Source organism: Adhaeribacter arboris (assembly GCF_003023845.1).
Taxonomy (GTDB): Bacteria; Bacteroidota; Bacteroidia; order Cytophagales; family Hymenobacteraceae; genus Adhaeribacter; species Adhaeribacter arboris.
Window position 1 is genome coordinate 2,868,766 of the sequence record NZ_PYFT01000001.1, and the last position, 22,728, is coordinate 2,891,493.

At 43.8% G+C, this 22,728-nt stretch carries 27 protein-coding genes and 2 tRNA genes; 13 read left to right on the plus strand and 16 right to left on the minus strand.

Annotated elements, in window-relative coordinates:
- Position 1: 1 nt before the first annotated feature.
- From AHMF7605_RS11665 to AHMF7605_RS11730, 15 genes are all read right to left on the minus strand, one after another.
- Entirely contained in the window at positions 2-610 is a 609-nt protein-coding gene (locus tag AHMF7605_RS11665; RefSeq protein ID WP_106929490.1) for a hypothetical protein, read from the minus strand.
- Between the two features lies 1 nt (position 611).
- Positions 612-1,337, minus strand: a complete 726-nt coding sequence (locus AHMF7605_RS11670) for a head decoration protein (protein ID WP_106929492.1) — start codon at positions 1,335-1,337, stop codon at positions 612-614.
- Between the two features lie 6 nt (positions 1,338-1,343).
- The gene (locus tag AHMF7605_RS11675) at positions 1,344-1,613 is read right to left on the minus strand and encodes a hypothetical protein (protein ID WP_106929494.1); all 270 of its coding nucleotides are present in this window, start codon (positions 1,611-1,613) and stop codon (positions 1,344-1,346) included.
- A 1-nt stretch (position 1,614) separates the two neighbouring features.
- The gene (locus tag AHMF7605_RS11680) at positions 1,615-1,947 is read right to left on the minus strand and encodes a hypothetical protein (RefSeq protein WP_106929496.1); all 333 of its coding nucleotides are present in this window, start codon (positions 1,945-1,947) and stop codon (positions 1,615-1,617) included.
- A gap of 2 nt (positions 1,948-1,949) precedes the next feature.
- Entirely contained in the window at positions 1,950-2,423 is a 474-nt protein-coding gene (locus AHMF7605_RS11685; protein ID WP_106929498.1) for a hypothetical protein, read from the minus strand.
- Positions 2,424-2,502: 79 nt separating this feature from the next.
- Positions 2,503-5,298, minus strand: a complete 2,796-nt coding sequence (locus tag AHMF7605_RS11690; RefSeq protein ID WP_106929501.1) for a phage tail protein — start codon at positions 5,296-5,298, stop codon at positions 2,503-2,505.
- Positions 5,295-6,020: a heparin lyase I family protein gene (locus AHMF7605_RS11695; RefSeq protein WP_106929503.1), complete on the minus strand. Its 726-nt coding sequence runs from the start codon at positions 6,018-6,020 to the stop codon at positions 5,295-5,297. The genes AHMF7605_RS11690 and AHMF7605_RS11695 overlap by 4 nt, the downstream gene beginning before the upstream one ends.
- A complete protein-coding gene (locus AHMF7605_RS11700) occupies positions 6,017-6,244 on the minus strand; it encodes a hypothetical protein (RefSeq protein ID WP_106929506.1) in 228 nt (75 codons plus the stop codon). Before AHMF7605_RS11700 ends, AHMF7605_RS11695 begins: the two co-directional genes overlap by 4 nt.
- Complete coding sequence (locus AHMF7605_RS11705; RefSeq protein ID WP_106929508.1) at positions 6,245-7,867, minus strand: hypothetical protein; 1,623 nt, start codon at positions 7,865-7,867, stop codon at positions 6,245-6,247.
- A 1-nt stretch (position 7,868) separates the two neighbouring features.
- Positions 7,869-8,240 (minus strand): hypothetical protein, encoded by a 372-nt coding sequence (locus AHMF7605_RS11710; RefSeq protein ID WP_106929510.1) that lies wholly within the window; start codon positions 8,238-8,240, stop codon positions 7,869-7,871.
- A complete protein-coding gene (locus tag AHMF7605_RS11715) occupies positions 8,240-9,808 on the minus strand; it encodes a hypothetical protein (protein ID WP_106929512.1) in 1,569 nt (522 codons plus the stop codon). Before AHMF7605_RS11715 ends, AHMF7605_RS11710 begins: the two co-directional genes overlap by 1 nt.
- 2 nt (positions 9,809-9,810) lie before the next feature.
- Positions 9,811-11,184 (minus strand): hypothetical protein, encoded by a 1,374-nt coding sequence (locus tag AHMF7605_RS11720; RefSeq protein ID WP_106929514.1) that lies wholly within the window; start codon positions 11,182-11,184, stop codon positions 9,811-9,813.
- Positions 11,181-11,756, minus strand: a complete 576-nt coding sequence (locus AHMF7605_RS11725) for a hypothetical protein (protein WP_146153574.1) — start codon at positions 11,754-11,756, stop codon at positions 11,181-11,183. The genes AHMF7605_RS11720 and AHMF7605_RS11725 overlap by 4 nt, the downstream gene beginning before the upstream one ends.
- 133 nt (positions 11,757-11,889) lie before the next feature.
- On the minus strand, positions 11,890-12,072 hold the full coding sequence (locus AHMF7605_RS29480; protein WP_146153575.1) for a hypothetical protein: 183 nt from the start codon (positions 12,070-12,072) through the stop codon (positions 11,890-11,892).
- Positions 12,059-12,388, minus strand: coding sequence for a hypothetical protein (locus tag AHMF7605_RS11730; RefSeq protein WP_106929518.1), 330 nt, complete (start codon positions 12,386-12,388; stop codon positions 12,059-12,061). The genes AHMF7605_RS29480 and AHMF7605_RS11730 overlap by 14 nt, the downstream gene beginning before the upstream one ends.
- A 409-nt stretch (positions 12,389-12,797) precedes the next feature.
- Between AHMF7605_RS11730 and AHMF7605_RS11735 the strand changes: the two genes are divergently transcribed.
- The 13 genes from AHMF7605_RS11735 (at position 12,798) to AHMF7605_RS11790 (ending at position 16,731) form a co-directional block, all read left to right on the plus strand.
- A tRNA-Thr gene (locus tag AHMF7605_RS11735) sits at positions 12,798-12,870 on the plus strand.
- Positions 12,871-12,949: 79 nt separating this feature from the next.
- Positions 12,950-13,273, plus strand: coding sequence for a hypothetical protein (locus tag AHMF7605_RS11740; protein ID WP_106929520.1), 324 nt, complete (start codon positions 12,950-12,952; stop codon positions 13,271-13,273).
- 4 nt (positions 13,274-13,277) lie between these two features.
- Positions 13,278-13,574: a hypothetical protein gene (locus AHMF7605_RS11745; protein ID WP_106929522.1), complete on the plus strand. Its 297-nt coding sequence runs from the start codon at positions 13,278-13,280 to the stop codon at positions 13,572-13,574.
- Between the two features lie 44 nt (positions 13,575-13,618).
- Positions 13,619-13,852 carry a hypothetical protein gene (locus AHMF7605_RS11750; RefSeq protein WP_106929524.1) on the plus strand — a complete coding sequence of 78 codons (234 nt, stop codon included), beginning with the start codon at positions 13,619-13,621 and terminating at the stop codon, positions 13,850-13,852.
- A gap of 19 nt (positions 13,853-13,871) precedes the next feature.
- Positions 13,872-14,120 carry a hypothetical protein gene (locus AHMF7605_RS11755; RefSeq protein ID WP_106929526.1) on the plus strand — a complete coding sequence of 83 codons (249 nt, stop codon included), beginning with the start codon at positions 13,872-13,874 and terminating at the stop codon, positions 14,118-14,120.
- A 25-nt stretch (positions 14,121-14,145) separates the two neighbouring features.
- Positions 14,146-14,352, plus strand: coding sequence for a hypothetical protein (locus tag AHMF7605_RS11760; protein ID WP_106929529.1), 207 nt, complete (start codon positions 14,146-14,148; stop codon positions 14,350-14,352).
- Between the two features lies 1 nt (position 14,353).
- Positions 14,354-14,614, plus strand: coding sequence for a hypothetical protein (locus AHMF7605_RS11765; protein ID WP_106929531.1), 261 nt, complete (start codon positions 14,354-14,356; stop codon positions 14,612-14,614).
- Positions 14,615-14,657: 43 nt separating this feature from the next.
- Positions 14,658-15,245 carry a hypothetical protein gene (locus tag AHMF7605_RS11770; protein ID WP_106929533.1) on the plus strand — a complete coding sequence of 196 codons (588 nt, stop codon included), beginning with the start codon at positions 14,658-14,660 and terminating at the stop codon, positions 15,243-15,245.
- Positions 15,246-15,262: 17 nt separating this feature from the next.
- A complete protein-coding gene (locus AHMF7605_RS11775; protein WP_146153576.1) occupies positions 15,263-15,520 on the plus strand; it encodes a hypothetical protein in 258 nt (85 codons plus the stop codon).
- An 89-nt stretch (positions 15,521-15,609) separates the two neighbouring features.
- Positions 15,610-15,867 (plus strand): hypothetical protein, encoded by a 258-nt coding sequence (locus AHMF7605_RS11780; protein ID WP_106929537.1) that lies wholly within the window; start codon positions 15,610-15,612, stop codon positions 15,865-15,867.
- Positions 15,868-15,885: 18 nt separating this feature from the next.
- Positions 15,886-16,245: a hypothetical protein gene (locus AHMF7605_RS11785; RefSeq protein WP_106929539.1), complete on the plus strand. Its 360-nt coding sequence runs from the start codon at positions 15,886-15,888 to the stop codon at positions 16,243-16,245.
- Positions 16,244-16,325, plus strand: a tRNA-OTHER gene (locus tag AHMF7605_RS29715). Before AHMF7605_RS11785 ends, AHMF7605_RS29715 begins: the two co-directional genes overlap by 2 nt.
- Positions 16,326-16,392: 67 nt before the next feature.
- The gene (locus AHMF7605_RS11790) at positions 16,393-16,731 is read left to right on the plus strand and encodes a hypothetical protein (protein WP_106929541.1); all 339 of its coding nucleotides are present in this window, start codon (positions 16,393-16,395) and stop codon (positions 16,729-16,731) included.
- A 31-nt stretch (positions 16,732-16,762) separates the two neighbouring features.
- Here AHMF7605_RS11790 and AHMF7605_RS11795 read toward each other — a convergent pair whose 3' ends face one another.
- Positions 16,763-22,726: a hypothetical protein gene (locus tag AHMF7605_RS11795; RefSeq protein ID WP_106929543.1), complete on the minus strand. Its 5,964-nt coding sequence runs from the start codon at positions 22,724-22,726 to the stop codon at positions 16,763-16,765.
- Between the last annotated feature and the right edge of the window lie 2 nt (positions 22,727-22,728).

Genomic DNA, 22,728 nt, shown 5'->3' on the forward strand with positions numbered 1-22,728 from the left:
GTTAATTTGAAGGTACTAAGAGTACATTAAAGGTTTCCCAAGTCGCCGTATCGCTGCTAACGCCTAGCTGTACTTCTAAAGCTATAGTTAAAGCCTGAGTAGTATCAAAACTATAGTTCGTTATCGTTATCGTCGCCGCCGTTCCACTCGGCGCTATGGTCATGGTAGCACTGGTAGTTGTGTTTATCTGGGCATTGGTAGCGTTTCGGTTAGTTAAGCGAAAACTACCCCGAAACGCATTGCCCGTTGTTTGGGTGCGCTGCATAACCGTGGAACCATTCACCCGTAAGCGGAAGGTTTTCGTATTGGCATTATCCGTCCAGCTTAAAATAAAATCCATCTGCAAAGTACCATTAGCCCCCATGACGTTGGCCGGAATAGTGCCGGAAAATACCGTTTGTGCCGTTGTGCCGCCAGTATAAGAAGCCGCTACGTTGTTGGCTAACACTTGCCGGGCGGTATCCTGGCTAATATTGCGTACCACCCCCGCCGAATTTTTCACGTACCATTCTCCATCCGTTTTCGGATAAATTATACTGTACCCACTCGCTGGCGTGGCAGGGTCTGCACTTAGTTGCTGTTTTTGCAGTAGTAAGGTTACGTCTTTCATATTATCCTTGAACGACTACCCGATAAGCGGAAGAAGCTGGTGCCGTCGCAAACGTGATGCTGACATTATTGGCATCCACCACCGCGGCGTCTACTAATACTAATTCTTTTGAACCGCCCGTTTCCCAGACTTGTACCAACACGTCCGTAGTATTCAGTGCGTGGTTGACGGTGAAGGAAGTATTCGTGCCGTTACCGATAGTGGCGGCGGCTTTCCGGGCTACTACCGCCGTATCAACGGCGATGGTACTACCGGAAATAATAATTCCCGTACTCTGCGTATAAGAAGTCCCCTGCCCCGTTTGGATCCATACCAAGGCGGTAGTACCCAGCGTAATGGGGGCATCCGTGGTCATTTGCCAGTTGGAATTACCCAGCGTGGTTCCTTGCGAAACAAAAACACTCGCTCCTTCTAATTCCGCGGTGGCATCGTAGTCCGTGGCTCTTGTCCAGGCACCCGTTGCCACAATATAAATCCCATTAGCGGAACCCGTGCTTTGGTTCTTAACTAATACCCTATCGCCGGCCACGAGGGAAACGCCATCTACGGTTTGGGCACCGGAAAGAGTAAGGTTCCCGGTAGAGGCCGCTTTTACGGGCTCTTTCCATTTGTAGCCCTGCACGGCGGCATCTAACTGCGCTTTGTTTACGGCCTCATCGGCGTTTACTCCATTGGCCAGTCCCGAAATTTTATTCGACCCTAATTTTAGTTCATTGGTGAGTTTCATCTCTAATTAATTAATGTAGACCGTTCCGGCCTGGTTAAAGGTATGATTGATATGGACTTCGTTTAATGACACATGAATGATTTCAGGAATTATCACTTCGCCGGTGGTGTCGGTACAGGTTACCGAGGGTCGATAACCACGGTTATGGACAATCACCCATTGCAGCGCAGTGGACTTTTGGTAGGTAGTTCCACCGCTAGAGGAAGAAGGAAAGTTAGAGCTGATGTGCAGCTTTATAGGACTAGGTGCCGGAACAATTATTTTTACTGCTTCCATGCTATACCACTCGAATAGTGCCCATTACATAAGTTATAATTTCTCCCGACTGGAAAGTAAACCGGAGGTCGTAATAAAATTCACCTCGTACTAGTTGTCCTAAAGCTACTAGGCGTACTTGATTACCTTGCACAGCTAAGCCATTGCCTACCGAAAAGGTAAATAAGACGTTTGTATCTCCTGCATTTCTTTTCACCACCATTTGAATCGTAGAGGCGATTACCGGTAAAGGAGTATCCGCTTCGTTATAGAATTCCAGTACGGCCGCCAGTGTATCTCCTTGGTAGAGGTGAATGTCTAAATTCTCGGCACAAAGTAGGTTGAGCGTTGCCATAGTTAGTTGATAGTAGCTAGTATTTGTGCGTGGAGCGCTAATAAGTCGGTTTTAAAAGCTTCGTAGTGTCTGAACCGGACAATAATTTCGCCGACATAATTTTTAAGCGTGGTGCGGTTGCAGCCTAATAACTGGCTGACCTGGAGAGTAATGCCTTTTAATGCCGGTTTTTGGATCAAACCGTAAAGTTTTTCCGGTTGGAAACAAATGAGCAACAAGGCTAGAAACTCTTTTCGGTATTGGACAAGTTTCAAATCTACTTTGTATCCGTACACGTGCAATTGCTCTGGGTTGATTTGTCGAATCTGGCAATACACGTGCAGTAGTTGGGGAATGAGGCTAAAATCGGTGAGGGTTTGTTTCGGTAAGATGGTAGCGAGTTCTTCGGTAATTTTTTTATTTACCTCCGGGTATTTTGTGCGCAAGTAACTCACCACCAGGTCCGGTGCGTAGCTGTTCAATCTTAATGCTCCCATAAGAGTAAAGCCATATTCTACAAAGCAAAGTAAATATAGCGATATATTCCGTAAATTTAGAACTATATCAGCATATTAATTAACCTAATTCCCCTAACCGTTGCCAGTAAACCCCATCAAACGTATATTCATCGGTCCATTCACATTTCATGCGGGTAGTTAAGCCTTTGCCGTAGATATTGTTCCCTTGCCCCACTACGTAGAGGTCAATCGGTTTTTCGTGTTTCACGCGGATTTTTCGACCGGTAGTGGGTGAAGGTAGTTGAATAGTGCCGTTCGCGTTAGCGGTATAAATTATCTCAAAATCGTCTTCCTGGCAGGCGTATGTCGTAATGTTTGGCTCTAGCCGACGAATATTCACGCTCTGAGAGCCTTTCATTTCAAAACCGCCTCGGACAGATAACCCAATATTACGTCCCCCTCCCGAAGCCTCTACGATGACGCCGTAGTTAGTACCAAAGGGATTCGGCTCCTGGTTGACAAAATACCCTACGGCCCGAATCCCACTAGAAGGCGGTAAGATATTACTACCAATCCGGGCCTCGGCGTATTTACCATTGCCGAAACTTTTCCGGTTGATAATGTAGGCATCCTGATCCGAATCGTTCATCAGCCCGTAATTGTCTATTTCCCAATTGCCAATCTTACCCGATTTTGCCAGAATGGCCGCTTCAATCACGGCGTTATTCATGTAGACCAATCCGTTATCGTACACCCGAAAAGGGGCTACTTCCCGGTTCGCGTAGGTATCCCCGGCGAAAAAACGAATGGTACTGCCTTCGCCAATCACGCCGGCGTTTACACCTTGCTCGTTACCTAAGAGAATGTTGCCGGAGGTTATCAGGTTGCCATCTACTATAGAGCTGGTACCATTATTACCAAATTTGATTTTACCTTCAATTTCTCCCGTATCTAAATCAAAAGAAGTCAGACCATCCGCGCTTTTAATTTTACCCGTGGTAATCTCCCTCCCGGAAATGAAAGAAAAACCGTAAGTTAGCGTTAAGGGCCGGAAGTTATCAATCACCGAACCGAGTTCACCAATGGTGAAATGATAAAAAGATGGATCAGCATCGACTAGTATCGCTTTGGGATTCAGCACAATTTCCCCGGCATCGGTAGTACGACTGCATCTAGCGTAGATAAAGTAAGGAGAAGAAGGGTCTAAGCCCGTTAACTCGGCTCCCGAAATTTGCCATACCTTTACGCTATCGGCAATGGTGAAGTGATGCAACGAGCCGGAAGTCCAGGCAAAACGGTTGGCATCGGACTGGTAGTTAGCGGCAAAGCGAATGTCCCGTAAAATGAATTGCTGCGACCTAGAACCGGTCAGTAACCCCATCGTTTCCACAAACAAGGGCTTTATTTTTTCGGTAAAATAATTCCCCTCCGGGTCGAACACTCCCCGAATATATTCTTGGATGGATTTGTAATTAATCTTAGCCCGTTGCACGTCCGTTAATCGGTTCAGCGCAATGACCCTTTCAATCTTCTCCTGGGCGGCGTACTGCCTTACCACGGGTGCGATTGTAACGGTATCGGCTAACTCTAGCTGGTAAGCGTAAGGATCGTGTAAATCCCTAACCAGGCCGGTTATTCGAATGTTTCGATCTAAATGTAAATCCGCATCGGTAATTTTGACGTAATCGCCGAGCTTTAAACTAATCTTCTCTTTTTTAAAATGTAAAGGGTCACATTCCACCGCGTAGATGACGCGAGGGCTGCAATTCTGGTCCAGGTAGGCTTGCGCTTTGAGGTGCAGTTCCTTTTCAGCCGCAACAATGTAGCTATCCGGCATTAGCAAGTCTACCAAAACGTACTCGTCGCCAATGGACGGACGGAGCAAAGCCGAAGGTACTTCCATCGCTTTTTCCTGCTCGTTTTTATTTAATGCAAAAACCTTGGTAGCCGCATTATAGGTGCCTTCAAACTCATAACCCGCTAGTTGTCCTGTATTAAAAACGACTTTAAACCCTAACCCGGGTAAAAGGTGCGCGTTTACGTCAAAGTCGAGGCTGCTATCTTCAAATAACAAAGGACTTTCGGCAATATTGGTTATTGTGCCGGTGCGATGCGGATAAATATCCTCAAATATTTCGGTGTGCTCAATAACCCCGTAGAACTCGGTATTTTCTTCCAAGTACACGCCATTTTGCACCGTTACCCCGTCCGGATGCAGGAAAGGTAGTTTTAACCGGTTGGAATAATTGCGGTAGGTGGCCGGTAAGTTTTTACTGCCGCCGTAGGCGTACAAACGGGTAACTAATTGCTTTTCCGGTACATTGTTCCGCGTAATTTTATATAAACCCTTCCCTTTACCGTACTCAAATGCCAATCCGGAAACCGCGCCCTTAGTGGCTAAATGAATAGTTTTGTTTTCAATCCAAAATTCAGTATTAAATTCTTCCGCTAACCGGGAAAGCACCTGTAAACAGTTTTCTTTACTGAAAGTTAGGTTTTTAAATTCCGTATCGGCCACCGTTCCCATATTCCAGCCCGGACTAATGCGGTTGGCGTTACGAAGCAAGAGTTTGATAAAGGTTTCAGCGTTGCCCATAAGCGAAAAATCCGCTTCTTTCAGGGTATTATCATCACCTAACATCATGTACTGCACCTTGGCTAAATTATAGCCTTCCGCTTCAAAGGTGCATTCATAGTGAAACTCTCGGCTATTTTCCTTTTGAACTACGGTTAATTGATTTAGGTAATGCGGTTCGTTGTAAACCAGAATGCTATCCCCAATTGTAAAGTCAAAGGCCTCGGGTAAGTCAAAAGAAAGCTGCACGACGTTAACCGACATGAGTTTTTTGGTCTGGCTTCCTACGGGCCGGACGGAAAGTAAAACGTTATTGCCGCGTACTATGTCGTAGTTCATAAGTATACAATAGCCATATCTTTGTCGGGTATTATATCCCGAATATTCGCCGTGCCTTTACCCCAACAGATTTCATCGTAGTAGATAATAAGTTTATCCACGTTGGGCCCCCATCTCCGCTTGTACTTGCCGAACTTGGGATAATCGGCCATAATGCTATTATTATAACCGGTAGGGCCCGAGTACTTAATTATTTGGTAGAGCTTTATTACTCCCGTAACCGGGTCGGGCTTACTCATAAAGCCGTTTACCCAGCCGTCCGAGTTGTAGGAAATATTAACGTCCCAATAAAAATCCACCCATCTATCTTTCGGTGGGGCACCTAAATCAAATAACTCCGAGCCATCCGGGTCGGTCTTGCCGAGGGTGGCTCCGTAGTTAATTTTATAGTACATTTTAGGGCCTTTGATAAAAATCCCTCGGGGAGGAGTTCGGGTATCCCAGCCGTGTTCCTGCATACAGTAGCAGTAGTAATCCGAGACGTCTAAATCATTCGGGAAATCGCTTGATCCCATGTAAATGGAATAGGCGAATTTCCGCTTGGTAAAAAGTAGATCCGTATCGTTAATTTTAATCTCCGAACGGCCCTTATTGCCCACGGTAACGGTAGAATCGGCGCGCATTTCAAAGCGACCCGATTTACCTCCGGGGAAACGGCTCCGAATGGAGGACACCCCAAAACCATAATCCTCGTAGACTTCCTGTTTAAAGTTGGGGTTCAACGCACCCCATCGAAGTTAGATTGGGCTATAATTTGGCTCAGATCGCGCTCGTAACCTCCCGTTGGGTTGTACTGGCATAAATTCTGATCGTGAACAGTGGCCTTATCGTTGTAGTTAGTCGCGTTTTTATCCATACAGCCCACAATTTCCGTGGGCGGCAACGTAACCCCGCCGTAGCTTAATTGATTCTGCCTATCAATAATATCTCTAATCAATAAAGCCATTTACCAAGTTGTCAAAACGTTGGAAGAATAAGCCGAATCCGGCAAGTTGGTACTGGAATTATCTAGTGCCCGAATTTTAGCATAGTAAGTTTGTCCAGTCGTTAAATTTCCTTTGCCTCCGCCGGTTAATGGGTAGGTGTAAGTAGTTGCTAGCTTGTTTGGGTTATTTTCGGCGGGTAAATACACTGTTGTCCAGCCGTCCACCCCGTTAAAAGAAATCTGAATCTGGTAGGTACTTGCTCCTTGTACAGCGTTCCAAACGTACTTAATACCGGAGGCGGTTTTACTGGCCGCAAAGCCCGTAGGTACGGCTAAAGAACTAACGGTAACCGTTCCTCCGGCTAATGAATCCCAGACCATTGTTTTTGTTAATTGCCGCCAACCTAGCAAAGTTGTGGCGTTGGCGGAGGTAGAGGGTGCCACGGGAGGGGCTTGCCCATAAAAACTAACGGCATACCCGGTAGCACCTTGTTCAATTTCGACTAAACCCGAACTTCCAATATTTACCGCTGCGGCGGATGCGCCAGTAGGTTTTAGGGTAGTAACCCCAGTAATGCGAATAAAAACATTAGGCCGCAAAGGATTATACTCCCAGGTTGTAATGCCGTTGGGTACACAAATAATAGTTTCCGGCGTGGTATCTATCACACTAGCTTTACTGGTAACCGTATCCCAATTAGTTACTTTTTGCAAGGTAATATCGTCTAGCACATCCGAGTTAGGCAGTTCGGCGCTTTCTATAATTCGCCGGTAACGACTTTCAGCGGCTACCCAATAAAACCGGAAACTATGCACCTGAATCTGGTTAACAATAGGTAAGGAGGCGGGTAAATCGCCGGTAAAAAAGTTGCCATCCCAGGCTAAATCAATATCCTTATTCGCCGTTACGGTAAAGTTTAAGGTAAACGGTGCCCCTCCCAAACGATCGGCGATACTGATGGTTAAAGCCGCGTTGACCGAGGTGTTAATATTGGTAACTTCAATACTAGCGTTTACCGCAATGGTGGCAGGACCGGCGTTGGAAATATTAGTAATCGGTTGCCGGGCGGCAATATCAAAGTTAGCCGTGTTGTTGGTGTACCGGGCAGCTAGAGTGCCAGCATCGTTAAAAGTAGTCGTGTTGCGGAGGCGAAGAATCAAGCCGCCTTCGTACAATAACTGTCCTCCCTGGTAGGTATTGCCAACCGTGTATAGAACTGGTTTACCCGAGTTGCCTTCAAAGAAGGTTTTTAAATCTTTGGACCTGATTAACTTATCACTCCCGGTCGTTGGTTCGGTATCATAAGCCGGTACAAAAACGTTCGCCGTAATGTAATCGGCTACGGCTTTGCCCGAAACCGGGTCCGTACCGTTGGAAGTAACGGTACCTGCTACCGTACCATTTTTCCCAACTGGTTCATAATACGTTTTACCCGCTTCCGTTAATGGATTGGGATAAGGAGCCGTTAAGGGTAATGCGGTGCCATTGCGGTAGAAACCCTGCCAAATAACCATCGAAGGATTGCTGGCATCTCGCACCTGGATTTGCCGGGTGTCGTTAATTGGATACTTAATATTGGCATCCCAAAAGGTTATTTCATCTTCCCCAGTGCCGCCGTTAAATCGGATATCTACTTCTGCCATATTATTCAGGGGCTTCTACTTCGCCGGTTACAGGGTTAAACAAGGTGATGCCTTCTAAATGGATTAGCAGGCCGTTCAATATCATTTTCTCAATCGCCTCTCCCGAACGGGCATTATCGTAGAAATACTGCCAGTTCTCTTGCGTAGTCGCGGTAAAGGTGGTAATGGTTCCCGCCGAGCGAATCTCGCCGTGTACGTCGACTAAAACCGGGATGTATTCTACCGTGATAGTTTCTAAGTCCATGGCGATGCGCACGTCTTTAATTTGATAGCGGGTTAAAGGTCCGGAAAAGTCGTTCACCTGGAGGTAGCGCGGCGTTTGGCCAATCTGCGCCGTAAAGTCTTTGTTATTATAGGAGAAAGTATAAAGCATCAGCGTAGATTATTTAAAGGAGTGAGAGTAAAGCCACTACCCGAAAGCGTAGCGTGGTTCGATCCAATTAAATCCAGAATCTTATTGCCGCTATCAATTAAATTAAACAAATAATAAGCATCCAGTTTGCGGCGAATGGATTTAGAAGGATTAGCGTACAATCCGTTATTTTCCAGGGTTATTTTCTCGCCCGGTTGTAAGGTTTGTCCCGCTTTTACGTGGTAGGCTTGCACGGCGTAGCCTTTAAAAGAGTTGATTACCGTTCCCGAGAGAGGGAAGCTAATCGTATGGGTCGCATCGAGTAACAGGCCGTTCTGTATTTCGGGAAAGCCCGTTTTGACTTCCAGCCCGTTGCTCACCCGGTTGATGGCGGATTTGGTGTAATAATCTACCCAGGCAAGGGCGGCTTCCGCATCGCTAAAATTTACCAAATCGCCGTGATTCGCATTTAAGGGTGGTCCGTAAGCCGTAACGTATACCTTAATTCCGTACAGGGTAAAACTTGCCCCAACGTCGCCGCTGCCTCCTGCATTAAAAAACAAGTTGGTAGTGCGCGCTGCGGAAGAAAAAAACAGTTTTACTTTCCTGCGGGTACCGGCTCCCACAAATAAATCTATAACGTTGCCAATCCGGACCTGAACGGTGGTATTGTTATTCTCTAAATCTAATTCAATCGTGTAGGTTCCACCGGCTAACGTTAGAGGGCTGTTACAAATCAGGTGGGTTTGATTTTGCGCCGAAGTGGAAACGGTTTGCGTTAATGTAACCGAATTGGCCACGGTATCATACACAATCGTCGCGTTCCCCGGATTGGTAACGGTAAACTCACTCAGTCCTTTGTCTAAAGTAGGGTCTTGAATGTATTGGGGTTTGGCGTAATTAAATAACTCTACCGAATCCCAGGCTTTTTTACCACTTCTATGATTAAAGGTCCAGTATTCGATACCATGCGGGTGCAGAAATTTAGGCACTATCCCAATTTCTTTAAAAAACAACTCGCTTTCGGTCAGGGTAATTTCCCGGTTAAAGAAAGCTAAATTGGAGTAATAGCTATCAGAATACTCCGTCTTGTTGTAGCGTTCTCCCAGGCGAATAGGGCTAGTATTAACCGCTACCGAGGTAAAAGTACCCGAACCGCCTACGGTCGCTGGGTATACTTTGCGGTTGACAATAAAGTAAGCACTCGTATTCACATTGCAAAACAGAATCTTTTGCGCCAGGTTATTGGGTAAAGCAATAGAAGCCTGCCAGGCTCTCCTGCCCGAACTTAAAGTGCCGTAAGCGTTGCGAAGATTAAAAGATAAAGTGCTGCCCGTATATTCCAAATCCCAGCCGGTAACGGTGTTGTTGGCCGTGTCTTGTAGTTGTTTGAGGTATAACCGGCCGTTTTTTAGTACCACCGTTACCATTAAAGTAAAGGGTTTAGTTAAATCAAAAAACGGCTCCATTCGCTCCGGTTGATTTACCAGCGGAATATTTACGTATTGGGAAGGTTTTAGATAAAGCATGTTCTCCACGTTTACCCAATCTTTTTCCGTTTGATTATCTCTTATCTGGACTGCTCGCATCGCTATATTTTCCTAATGGTGAGCAGCAAAGAATTGGGTACCAGCGTTACCGTATTGATGGCACGCACGTGCATAATCTGGGTATCGGAAGTAGTGGCAATGGCCGTTTGCAAAGCCGCTACGGTGCTAGCGGTTGTCCAGTTAGCGGCAAAATTCAGCTTATATTCATAAGTGTAGTTGGTTAGCGGGATAGCCGTGGCATCGTAGTTATTCAAAGCATCCGCTACAACCGTCGCTACTTTGCCTTTAATGGCGATACTATTGGAAGTCGTGTTTATATCTGGGTTCAGGTCCAGTTGGTAGAGCTGCTGGGCTTCGGTCGTTAATCTGGGGTCGTTATCCCCTACCGCAATGGGAGCGGATGCCAGTAAAGGAACAACGGATAAAGTAACGCCTCCCTTACCGGTTTTACTCGCATCGGGTAGAGTGTAATTACTTCCAGTGGTGGCACCCCCGCTCCGCACCGGAATAACTGAAAGCACATCCCCGGCCAGTAAAGTCGTGGTAAATACAATCTGGTCAGAACCTGCTGCCCGTGTAAATTGGGCGTCGTATAAAATACGAGGAACTAAGGCATTGTAAATAATTACTTTGTCTACCTGCGGGTAGCCCGTTGGCAAGGCAAAAGAATTCGTATTGGTGTACACTAAATCCGCAATCCTAGCCCCTGTTCCCCCACTACCACCGCTATTGGTGCCGATATAATCCAGCACTTCCTGGCTTAAATGGGTGAGTAGTACCGCCCCGGCGCTTAAGCCATTGGTAACGGTAGATATATTCTGAATCGCCAAAGCTACGCCTTGGAACTGGTCAGAAATATACTTTTGGCTAAGGGTTTTATCGGTATTTTGTCCGGGCGCGTTTAATACATCAGCTCTTGGCAAGGCACCCGTTACCCGGCTGTCATTACCCTGCATCACGGTGCCTGAAGCAGTACCAAAATCTTTATTAAAAGCGGTGCCTTTGTTGGTTATTGCGGGTTCTGCCCCAATATCTCCCGGCGAAAGCGGGTCGTTGCCGTCTTTGGAGTGCGTACCTGCATGCCAAGGCATTTCCAGATTGCCGGTTAAAGCTTCCGGGTGGAAAGTATTATTGCCAACCGATATACTTAATATCCCTTTGCCTATTTCTTCCCCTAAGTCCGCCATTAACTCGTAGACGAGTTTCATGTTAGGTACGTCGGTAGTCGACTCAGATAATACCCCCTTAACGGAAGATTTAGGCAGGTAATCGCCTATTGCCGTTTCGGTCGCGAAACTATCTTTAATATCAGCGGCCCATTCCTGAAAGGTTCCCCCGTTAATAGCAGCCATGCCGTTAGGAGCAAATTTAACGGCCCACTTCGCGATAAATTCGGCTTTCGTTAACTTGCTCATAAGGTTTGAATGTTAAGGCCGAATGCAAAATCGGAGGTTATCTGTAAAGCCCCTCCTGCGGGTACAGTGGCTATCGTTTGCCCTAAAGCGTTTTTGATGGTTACCGGCAAACCAGGTCCGCCTGTCTCGGGCACGTTGATTTCGATTTCGTTCGAAACCACTAATTGTAAGTCAAATAGTACAATCACCTGGGGCACGTTGCGTAAACGGCGGCTGGTTTTCTCCCAATTACCCGAATCCACGTAGCGGACACTGTACTCGGTGGAATGGTCAATTATCTTCCATACCTGCCAACCGGGAGCGGCAATGGCTTCAATAAAGGCTTTGCGTTTATTCTTAAACTCGGTATCCGTAGCAGCCAGAAAGCCGCATTTCAGCGTTACTTCCTTGTCCTCAAAAGTGGGATGGGCTAAATCAACCTCGGTACCGTTTTCTTCCGGCCAGGAGTAGGTAAGCGAATCTTTGCGTTTGGGTAACGAAAGAAAATCTTTGCTCCCATCCCGCACAAAAACGCCGTAGGTATCAAATATATCGAGGTTGTTTAGAAAATATCTTCCGGATGCAGCAGCCATAAGTCGCCTTTAGTGGCATAACTTAAAACTAGTCCAAAAGCGGGGTATTCGTCCGGGAAAGACATGCCCAAACGGTAAGAGGCAGAAGAAAAATTAAAAAGTAAAGCCCGGATAGTAGTCCGGGCTTTTTTTGTTACCGATTTACTTGCGGAATATTTTGGTAAACCTTCTCCACTACTTCTCCAAAGGTTTTATCATCCCAAAATAGCATCCCAATCAAACTTAATGGTATTTGCACTACCAGCACAAACAAGCACATAGCTAAGGAGGTCAGGCACATAAAGGCGAAGGTGGCGAGTATTTTAAGCTTTGTCAAAACTTTCAATTTTCTCTTTTATAACATCCAAGAAATCGGCTAATGCTCCTTGAAAATGCCAGGATTTTATAAAATCATCATAGTTGTATATCCTTCCTGTATCAGTATTATTTTCACCACCTGTAAGTAAATTATAAACTTCAGTATTTTTTTTAATATAAAAATTTGCTTTATTTAATAAAGAATCCACATCTCTTTCCCCTGAAGCTCTTATTTGTTTATTTTTACCTTTTTCATATTTGTAGTAGGCAGTTGAATATTCGCTGTATATAGCATCTAAATTTTTATACAACTCCTGCCATTGTTCTTTAGTCATACAATTTCTTTTTTAGGTGAATCTCAAAGATAGAAGTATCCTCTAATAATAGAAGGAATAGAAAAATAAAATAGTTGCAACAGTCTTTGCAAGTTTGCGTATAATTATATATCTTTACTTTATAATCAGGTGGCAGAAACTGGAAGATGCGCACGTACTCAATAAGGCAACGGCAGGTGAGAGATGTATTCGAGTAGCTAACGATTACAGTACCGAAGTTTGTAGGTTCGATTCCTACCCTGATTACGATTCTTTGCGACTTTTCTAAAGGTCAACAGGTTTTACGAGTTACTACCTGGCCCCGGAGAGAACAGAAGAACACTAACCTTATGTCGCATTGAAGGTTAGTGCCAGCCACAGGCGCTTAGCGAGTTTGAGGGAAAGCTGAGTCGTGGTAACCCTTAATTTTGCCTCTTTAGCTCAGTTGGTAGAGCAGCTCATTCGTAATGAGCAGGTCGCTGGTTCAAGTCCAGTAGGAGGCTCAACCCCAAGACGATGAATATGTCACAGATGGCCCGATAGAAGCGCAAGCGAGGGAATCGGCACTAGTAGCAAGTGAGGATGCACAAGGCAAGAGTGGTTATACCCGAAAGGGAGCCCGCTACAGCTTTTGTCCATGGCACTTACGGCCGTAAGCGTGAACCGGAACCGCGTCAGTGTTCCGGATTTTTTACCTCGCCTATGACAGAATTAAACTTGGAAAGCTTATCTTCCTTCCTGGCAAGTAACGAAGAAAAACGTAACCAGATACCTACTGGCCGGCAGATAGAAGAAGAATCAGGTTTACCGCAAGGGTATTTGAATAAGATTCTGAAAGGGGAATTAAAATTAACTGAGGCTAGAAAAGCTAAACTATTACCTGTTTTGAAGAAATATAGATTTTAATTCTATGAATATTACTTTTGAATATAAAATAAAGGACAAAAGAGTTATTTATATGTCATGTGATTTTGATTATAGAATAAATTTGCTTGACAAAATAACATTCTATGAAATACTGGATGGTTATGAAAAGCATTTGAAAGGCATTGGAGATGAACCAGACATTAAGCAAGAATTAAAAAGTCTTTACGCATATAATATAAGGAGGGATACAGTATTCATTGTCGCTGAAACATCAATAAAATTAAAAACAGGCCGTTACAATGAGGGCGGTATGAATGTTAGAATTGCAATGTTTTCCTAACCCATTTTAACGCCCTCTCTCTTAACACCAGTAACAAATAATATATGGAAGATCAGCAAATAGTAAATTATAACTATAAAAAAGGCGTAAGGACTATAAGACCTGCTAATAAGTTGGTTCAAAATTGGTTGTTTAATGATAACGAAGAGGAAGAGGCTGTTTTAGCTAATTATTTAGGCGTTGTGGCAGAAAAGAACGGTTTATCTGCAAATGTTTTATCGCATTTATTCCCGGCCATATTACGGATGCTTAAAAGTAATTCTGAATGGGCGAGGTAACACCAGTAACTAAAAAGATATGGAAGAAGAATTAATTACAGATGAATGGCTAAAAGCGCATGGTTGGGAAGCGCGCACTCTTTTTTATCAGGTGGGTGGCGGCGAAGATGAGGATGATTTGACTTATTTTGAAAAAAATGGGAAAGCTTTAACTAACTGGTATACCAAACGAGGTTACCATATTGCTAATGAATCCGACTTAACTTACCAAGATGGATTCCCGGAGAATGAAATTGTTGTTTATGCAGCAGATTTACTAAATATCTAACACCAGTGGTAAAATAATAAAGGATATGCCCGAATACATCATTACCGCTATCAAAGATGAAGAAACTAAGTATTACTGTGCCTTTGATTTAATGGTAAAGCCAAACGTATTGCAAACTACCCCACATCTGGATAGCGCCTTTGAGTTTAAGAGCCTGGAGAAAGCGGAAGGGTGGAAAGACTGGCTAGAGAAGAAGTTTCCAGAGTTTAGTTATAAAATAGAACCTAAGTAAGATGGAAGAGAATAACGAATTAAAGCCTTATTATAAATTTGGCAAATACAATGACCCAGTTGAAAAGCTAAAAAAAGCACGGCGCGAATGGATTGAACGTTATGGACCTAATTCTTACAAGGAAAATAAAGAACCTAATTTTCAAGAAATCCTAAAAGCTAAACGCGAATATTACGGTGATACAGAAGCTGCTATTGAATTTGCGGCAGAAGAGTATGCCAGGCAGTTAATAGAATTTGAAAACAATAGATTTCTCCGGTAACAAAAACAACTTAACCAGTATATAGTATTTAAACCCATCCGGTATGCGCTCAACTATCTACCTACTCGCTTTACTATTACTATTTGCCTGTACACCTAACGCCTCAGAGGAATTGGTACAGCCCCGTATTTCTATAAATTCTAACGCGGTTTATGATAGTGTCGTTTACGAAAACCGGCCTTTAGGTATAACCCTAGAATACCGGCGAATTGCCGATACCACTTTTACGGACCCGATTACGCAAGAAATAGTGCCCGGAATAAGCTACACCGTTCTTGTTTACGATAGCTTGCAGATAAAATCCCCCTGGGAAGGAGAGGTACGATTAGTTAGCATTAAAAGGCCATCTAGTAAGCCGGCTTTAAATTTAAGTTCTAAGAACGCTCCGGATAACGTGTACTTTGTACGCAAAGATAAGACTAATCCCGAATGGTCTTACTTATTCTATTACAAACGTGTTCCTACGGGTACCTACGCGCCCATGGTATGCCGGTTTGTAATCGGGAAATATGCCTCTGACCCGGACAATCGGTACGCCAACATCGCTAATTGGGATGCTAGTACCGTTAACGTTTTACGTAGAAACGGGAATACTTCTATCTTTCACATTATAAACCCATACGCGGAATAATGGATAACTTACCTGTTATGGAATTCAATAGATTCTTAACTGCTCCCGGCACCTTTAAAGATATGTGTGCCCTAATTGAAGAGGCACAAATCTTAGAAGTAGACGGAAAGTTTGCCACCGCCCAGCAAATATTTAATTACTCTCCTACGGGTGAATTGTACCGAATACAGGAATGGTATCTAATGGCCTTAACCGTATTAGGCAAAGTCACGCAAGAAGAAATTGACCGTTTCCTGGCTCAATCATTATTTAAAGATTTTACGTCTAATGGATAACTTTCACTGGTACGACATACCCGGCTTTATACTGGCCATTATTGTGCTGGCGTATTTTGTCCGGGCATTTATACAAAGCAGAAAATAAGATGAAAGTAGCATTTTATATCGACGGTAGTTTTATGAATTACAACGAACCATTAAAATTAACTACTGAATGGGAACTACCCTTTTTACCCCGCAAAGGTGAATACATGGAGGGTATTGATAAATTATTTAAAGGTAAACTACCCGAAGTTATTCTCGGACAAAGGTGGTATGTCATGCATGTAGATTGGGAGTGGCACGAAGAAACAAACTTTCTAATTCCGGAAATTTACATCCAGCATGTAGAAGCGGATAGGTAACAATTAAGACTAATAACCATGACTACTTATAAAATGGAAGATTTAGACCCGGAAGAAGCACATCTAATGATGCTGACCGGGTTAACACTAGCCGAAAACTACCAGCATTTTCAGAAAACAAAGCAAATGACGGAAGCGGCTATTTCTAAAGCGTTGAGTAAAATTAGCAAAGATGATCCTACTAAAGAAGAACTGGAAAGTTGCGATAGAACCTTACGGCAAATCATCGCCAAGCATCAGGAGTTTTTAAAACGAAATAACGCCACTATGGATTGGCGGGTATCGGATAAGATTTACCAGGAATATGAAAGCTGGGTATATTTCCAAATCAACCTGCTAACGCCTTTGCTGGATGAAATTAAGGAAAGGTTAAAGTAACGGTTGTACCTCACCGGTAGAGGACCATACGCCCCTGGGGCCGCGCCTGGTAGCAGCAGGTTCAATTCCTGCCACTGTTGTTTAACCTTTTCCTGCCTCTAATCTCCAGCCTTTTTAGTTTGGAGCTTTTTTTGTTTATTTAGGGGTATGAGAAAATTGATACTACTAGCCCTTATTCCACTTTTAATTTCCTGTGTAGAAGAAAAAAAGAAATACACCGCATTTGATAGAAGTTATTACAAAGAAGAATTGCGCAATAACTTCTTAGATGCCGGCATGGAAGTAGATATTGCTATAAACGGCGATTCAAGTGAAAACCTACAAATTTCTAATATTCTTTTTAACGATGTTTGGGATAGGAAATTTGAAACTCAAGGATTATATAAAAAGTGGTTTGGAATGGGATTTGAAAAAATAACTATTATTGATGGTCATTTTAGGTATAAAAAAGAACACGATGCCTTAAGTGAGTATATGCCAGAATAAAAAGAAGCCTCCCGATGTGGGAGACCTCTTTTTATCCGCGGCCAGGTCTGCCGGTATATCCATTGGAGCGTAATTGATCTTGTTCTGTAATTCCAGTTCCGGCTTTCATCTTACCATCCATAGACTTAAGATATTCTACGGCAAGGGGTAGTACTTTTGTGGCCTCAGAACTTATTCGGGTATATTCCGCTATTTGCCCTAGCTTTTCATCCATTTGAGAGAAAACGGCATTGGTAGGCTGCGTAACTTGCGTATTATTGGCAAGAGCCTCGGTTACTTTCGCGGCATCAAAAGTAAATCCATCGCTAAATTTAGAAGCTAAAGTTTCTAAAATTTGGTTACCTTTTACCGTTTCAAAATTAAGGGTTGTTAAGTCTAGTTTATCTCCTAAACCGGCAACTAGTCCTTTACTCCATTCATAGAAATCACCCGATTTACCCTGTACCTCGGAAGGGATTAAACCAGTTCCATCTGATTGCGGTAGGTCCGGATTACCAGCCAAAATAGCTACCAACGCACGCACATCTTTGAGAACTTCCAATTGTTCGAGTTGAATAATTCTTTGAGCACCCCATTGGGAGGCTAAAAGTTGTCCTGTTTCCTCAGTGAGCTCCCGGCGAATCGCACCTTTCAAAGTATTAGCATCATCGGAACCCGTAGCTTTACTAAAGTCTAAGCCTGCTATTTTTTGCAGTTCATCAAACTGTTTACCCGCATTGGTAATGATGGATTGATACATTTCCCGGAGTTTTTCTATTTCTCCCTCGTCTAAGCTACCCCCACTCTCGGAATCTAAAGCCAACTGGTCGTAAAACGCTTTTAGCGGCGCCTCCAAAGCTTGCATCTTTAAGGATTGAATGATGGCGGTCTTCATCATCTCCTCAAAACTTTGGGCAAAGTCGGCCGCCGAACGTAAGCCATTCTTAAAACCATCGGCCAAAGAATCAACAATTGCTGAAAAAGTGGTACCAGTTACGGTTTCCTGCACCTTGGCGCGGTACTGGTCTAATTGGTCTTGTAAATCCTCATAGTTACCCAATAACTCCCGCAATTCTTCTACGTTGCCTTTTAAACGGCCAGAGGACATTTGTGTGTATAAGTCCTCAATAGCCGCCCGGTTAGCGGCGATTACTTCATCAATTGTTTTTAATTGGCTTTCCAGTTGTTCCACTCCGGGGTTAACGGTAACCGGATTGCCGTTAATATCCCGTCCGGAGTTAGTGCCTCTGTCTGGTCTACCCTGATCGCCCCCAATGGTATCGTTTAATTTTTTAAGGGCCGCTTGGTACTTAACAATTCCTCGTTCGGCATTAATGAATAACTCTACCCCGTTAATTTTATCAATCGTGGCCAGCATATCCGATTGAATTAAAGACAACTGACGGCGATAAGCAGCTATCTTTTCTACTCCTAACGCTTTTTCAATCTGCCGGGCACCGTTTTCTAATAAGCGGTTCATTTCGGCAATAGCATCCTTGGCTCGTTTCAGGCTTTTTTCCTGCCTTTCCTGGTAAGCTGCTTGCCTTTCTGCACTTTTATCCATCATTTCGGTAAAGGTGGTCATCAGTCCAATACCTCCCGAAATAATAGCAAATGGATCTCCCGTAGAAGCTCCCTGAAAAATTTGCGCGGCACTCGCTGCTAAGTCAGCTACGGTATTAATGGCCTTGCCTGCTTTCTGGTCAAACTTACTGATCAAATCCCCGGCTTCTTTCAAATTACCAGCAATCTTTCCGGTATAATCCCCAATTTTAGCAAAGTTCTCAGCTTGAATATTAGCTAACTGGTCATTTACCCGAGCCAAGTTTTCCGTTTGTTTGGCGTACTCAGCAGTAGAAAGTTTTTGAGTTTTTAAGGTTTCCTCAATTAAACGCTTTTGTTCTTGTAGTTCTTTTTTATAAGACTTATCAACCCCCACTTTTACGCGGAACTCTAATTTCCCTAACGTTTCTTCTAACTCTTTTCGTAACTCTGGGGCGATATCTTCATTCGCTTTTAAGGCTGTTTTGATAGCATTGATCTGCGCTTTGGCTTGTTGGTCGGTGTACCGGATAATGTCTTGATTGAGCTTCTTATAAAGGGCAGTTCGCTGGAAATACTCATCTTTCGTTGCATCAATGGCCGCCTGTTTGTTTTTGTTCAGTTGGGCGATTTGATTATCAACATTCTGCCCGGGGCTGTTATCCCGGATGGCCTGCGCTTTTTTGGCGTACTGTTCATTAATCGCCTGGACTTTTTGGGCATAGGAAATGGTTTCCTGATAAGCCGCAATAAAGTCCTGCTTGCGTAGTTCCTTTTGGGAATTATAGTACTCCTTAGCTTGCTCCTTTAAAGCTTTATACCTATCCTGCACATCTGCATCATTCGAAGTGGTGTCTATTTTAGCGATTTCATTTTGCAGATACTCGCCATAATTAGCCAATCCGTTTAAATCACTTTGATAACGTTTATCAGCTTCCGTTTTGGTGGTTTGGGTTTTAAACTCTTCATAATCCACAAAAATTTGCTTTTGCCGTTCGGTTTCAATTTTTAGTTTTTCAGTATCTTGACGGTAACGTAAATCACTGATTACCTGGTCCCGTAGTTCTTCCAGACCTTCGGTTTTAATTTTTATCTTATTCTTCGGGTCGCGGTTAAATTGAGCAATGTCGGTGGCTAAATTTTTAAATTCATTCCGGATGTTCTGCACCTCACCATCTTCGGGCGTCATGTTTTTGGTGGCGTACTTATTTTTGAGGTTATCCAGCTTTTGCATCATATCCTCATATCTTTTTAAATAATCGTTGGTCGTTCCGCTGCCTTTTTTCTTTTTATCCGGGTCGTATTGTTCTATTAGCTTTTCTACCGCTACTAATTTCTTCCGTAATTCGCCTATTTTCTTATCACCCGGGGCTAAACTATTGATTCGAGCTTCTAAACCATTCTTAAGTGCATCTAGATCTTGTTTGTTAGCCGCTAAATCAAGCAGTTTTTGGTAGTTCGTTTCGACATCCGAAAGCAGTTTGCCAAACTCTGCATTACCGCTCCGCCGTAATACTTCTAATTGAGCCGTATATTCATCTACCTGTTTCTGGAATCTTTTACGCTCTGTCGGGTCGTTCGTGTCTTGCAAACTTTGTTGCGAGATAGCTAATCTTTCTTCTGCTTCGGCGATACTTAAATTACCCGCGGCAATTCTTTGCTTCTTTTCTGCCTCTAAATTCTGTTTTTTTAAGGCATCCAGCACATTTCTTGCCGCTACTAATTCTTCCCCGGCTTGTTTAGCCATTCTTTCGGACCGGCCACCATCGTTAATAGTAATGGATGTTTTCGCTTCCTGATAAGCTTTGGAAAGTTCCGCTACCTTCTTTTTCTGATCTTCAATAGTTTTATTTCTTTGGTCAGCCGATTGTTTTTCAATATTGCCGATTTGGTCCATGGCCCTTTTCGTCAGGGCTCCAATTACCTGATCATTCGCTCCCTGTGGATTGAATAATCGCGTAAAAAAGCCGGATACTGATTTTTTCGCGTTATCCCAGGTAACACTCATGCGGTTGGTTTTATCCGCTAAAGTATCTACCTCGACCCCGGCTTCTCCCATTTCCCGACGCATGATCCGGCCTACGGCTTCGGCCATGGTACCGCCTTTTTTCATTTCTTCCCGGACGGTTTTTTGGGAAATACCTAAGTTATCAATGATCCGAAGGGATTCTTTACCCAAACCCTCTACAATATCATTAGTAAGTTTATCAACGGATTCTCCCGTTTCTTTAGCGCGCTCACTTGCAAAAAGTAAGTACGTACCCATATCTTTCAATGGGATTTTAAGGTTATTAGCCTTTACCGTTAACCGTTCCAGGTCAAAATCACTAATAAAGCCTTTGGTTTCTTCCCGTAACTTTTGCAGGTAGGAGGCATCGCCAATTTTAGCAAAGGCCCGGTCAATTCCAGAAGCTTTTACCGCTACATCAAACAACTCCCTTGATAATTGTACTGCTGAATCTATTAAACCCACTAAGCCCAAAGCCCCAGCAACATTGCCTAGTACCGATTTAAACCGGCTTAATCCACTGATATTTTTATCAATGGCATTACCAAATTCGTCAAATCCAGCCTTGCCTTTATTTTTAGTTCTTTCGATTATACCTTCCGTATCTTGTAATTTGCGGTTGTACTTGGTAATGAGTTCAGGGTTGGTTGCCTCTGCTATTGCTTTTCGATAAAGCTGAGCTAGTTTTTCCAACTTCTGCAAGTAGCCCATCTGCTCCTTCATTGGACGTCCCATTGCATCAAACCCATCTTTACCAACATTCTTGATGGCTTGCATTTCCTTGGTTACTCGACTCATTTCACCAACATACTTTTTAATCGTAGCTGGATCTGTGGCTTTTTTGACGATGGCGTCATAAGATTGCCACTCTATTTCCAACTGCTGAATAGATTTTCGAAACTGTTGGCCACCCTGTTCGCTTTTATTAAAACCATCAATGGTACTGGTACCTTCCAGAATGGCTTTCACCCGAGTGATACTTTGCTCAATCTCAGCTATGTCTTTCTGAAAACTACCTCCTACTTCCGGATCAAGCTTGGCGCTTTGGGGTAAATTTTGGTAAACAGCCTTGAGTTTAATCAGGCTTTTAGTTTGCTCCTCTATTAATTCTTTCCCGGCTTTTTGGAATTCATTATTATTCCTTAGCTCTGTACTCGTTTTTACCAGGGCCGTAACTAATGCATTCTCCTCATCTTCCAGTTTAGCTAAAGCCGAGGCGTACGCATTAGCATCAATGGCGCCCTCTTTAAAATCGGTTTCAATTTTAATTTTAGAATTTTCAACGGTTCCAAGTTCACGCTGGATTTGTAACAACTCGCGGTAATCATTTTTAACCTTGGAAATTCCCGTAGTGTTAATGTTATCGCCAATCTTACCAGTTTGGACAATTAGTTCATCAACTACTTTTTTAGCCTCCTCAATTTGCTTGGTTAAAACGAAGGCATGAGGGGTGTCTTTTTGGGCATCGGTTAACTGACTGTAAGACAACCGTAAACTTTCTAACCGGGCCTGAGCTTCGGGTAGGTTGCCTAAATTTAAACTAGGAGTAGTGGTTAATGCTTTGTTGATAGCAATAATCTTTTCTTCTACCCGGTCCATATCGGCTAAGAGTTGATCTCCCTTACCGGCTGCCATATCGGTATCTGACAACTTTTCTAAAGCGGCCTCTAACTCCCGGAATTTCTGCTTTTCTTTTTCCAGATCACCCAGGGTAAAAACCGGCATGGAACCTGCTGCCTGCTTTAGCTCGTTTATATCGGTAGTCAGTTGATTGACATTCGTAGTAGCTAAGCGGGTATTGAGTTCGATTTGCGGAAAGTTTTGCAGGCTTAACAAACCTTGGTGTAAACGGGCCAACTCATTCACGGCACCGTCTATATCTTCCTTCATTTTGCCGCCGATTTCGGGCAATACTTTATCGGTAGCCGATAGTTTATCGTAAGCCGCATTCAAAGCTTCAATCTTCTCCCGACGCTCTTGCATAGCTTGGGTAGCCGCTTTTTGCACCGCTTCGTTCTGCTGCAAGGCTTGTGCTTCCCGGGCCAGTGCGGCACTCAAATCAGCTTCCAACGCGTTTAAACGGGTTAGTTCTTCCCGGTACGCCTGGGCACTGATGGTCTTGGCCTGGTAATCAGCACCCAATTGCACCTTATCGAGATTAACACGTTGAATCTGCGCATTTAAATCCTCAAAGGCCCGGATAGCCGCTTGTACTTCCTGGTTTACTCCCGAAAAAGCCCCGGTTGTATTTTTACCGATATTGCGGTAGGCATCGGCTACTCCTTCCAAGGCTTTTTCGTTGGCCTGGATTTGTTTAATCACCTTCCCAAATTCACCCGTAACGGTATCGCCCATATCTTCGGCGCCGTCTACCATTTTCTTCAAATCCTCGGCGTATTTATCTAGGTTAATACCCGCTTCGAAAAACAGCCCTTCGCCTCCACTTACATTTACTGCATCTGCCATAA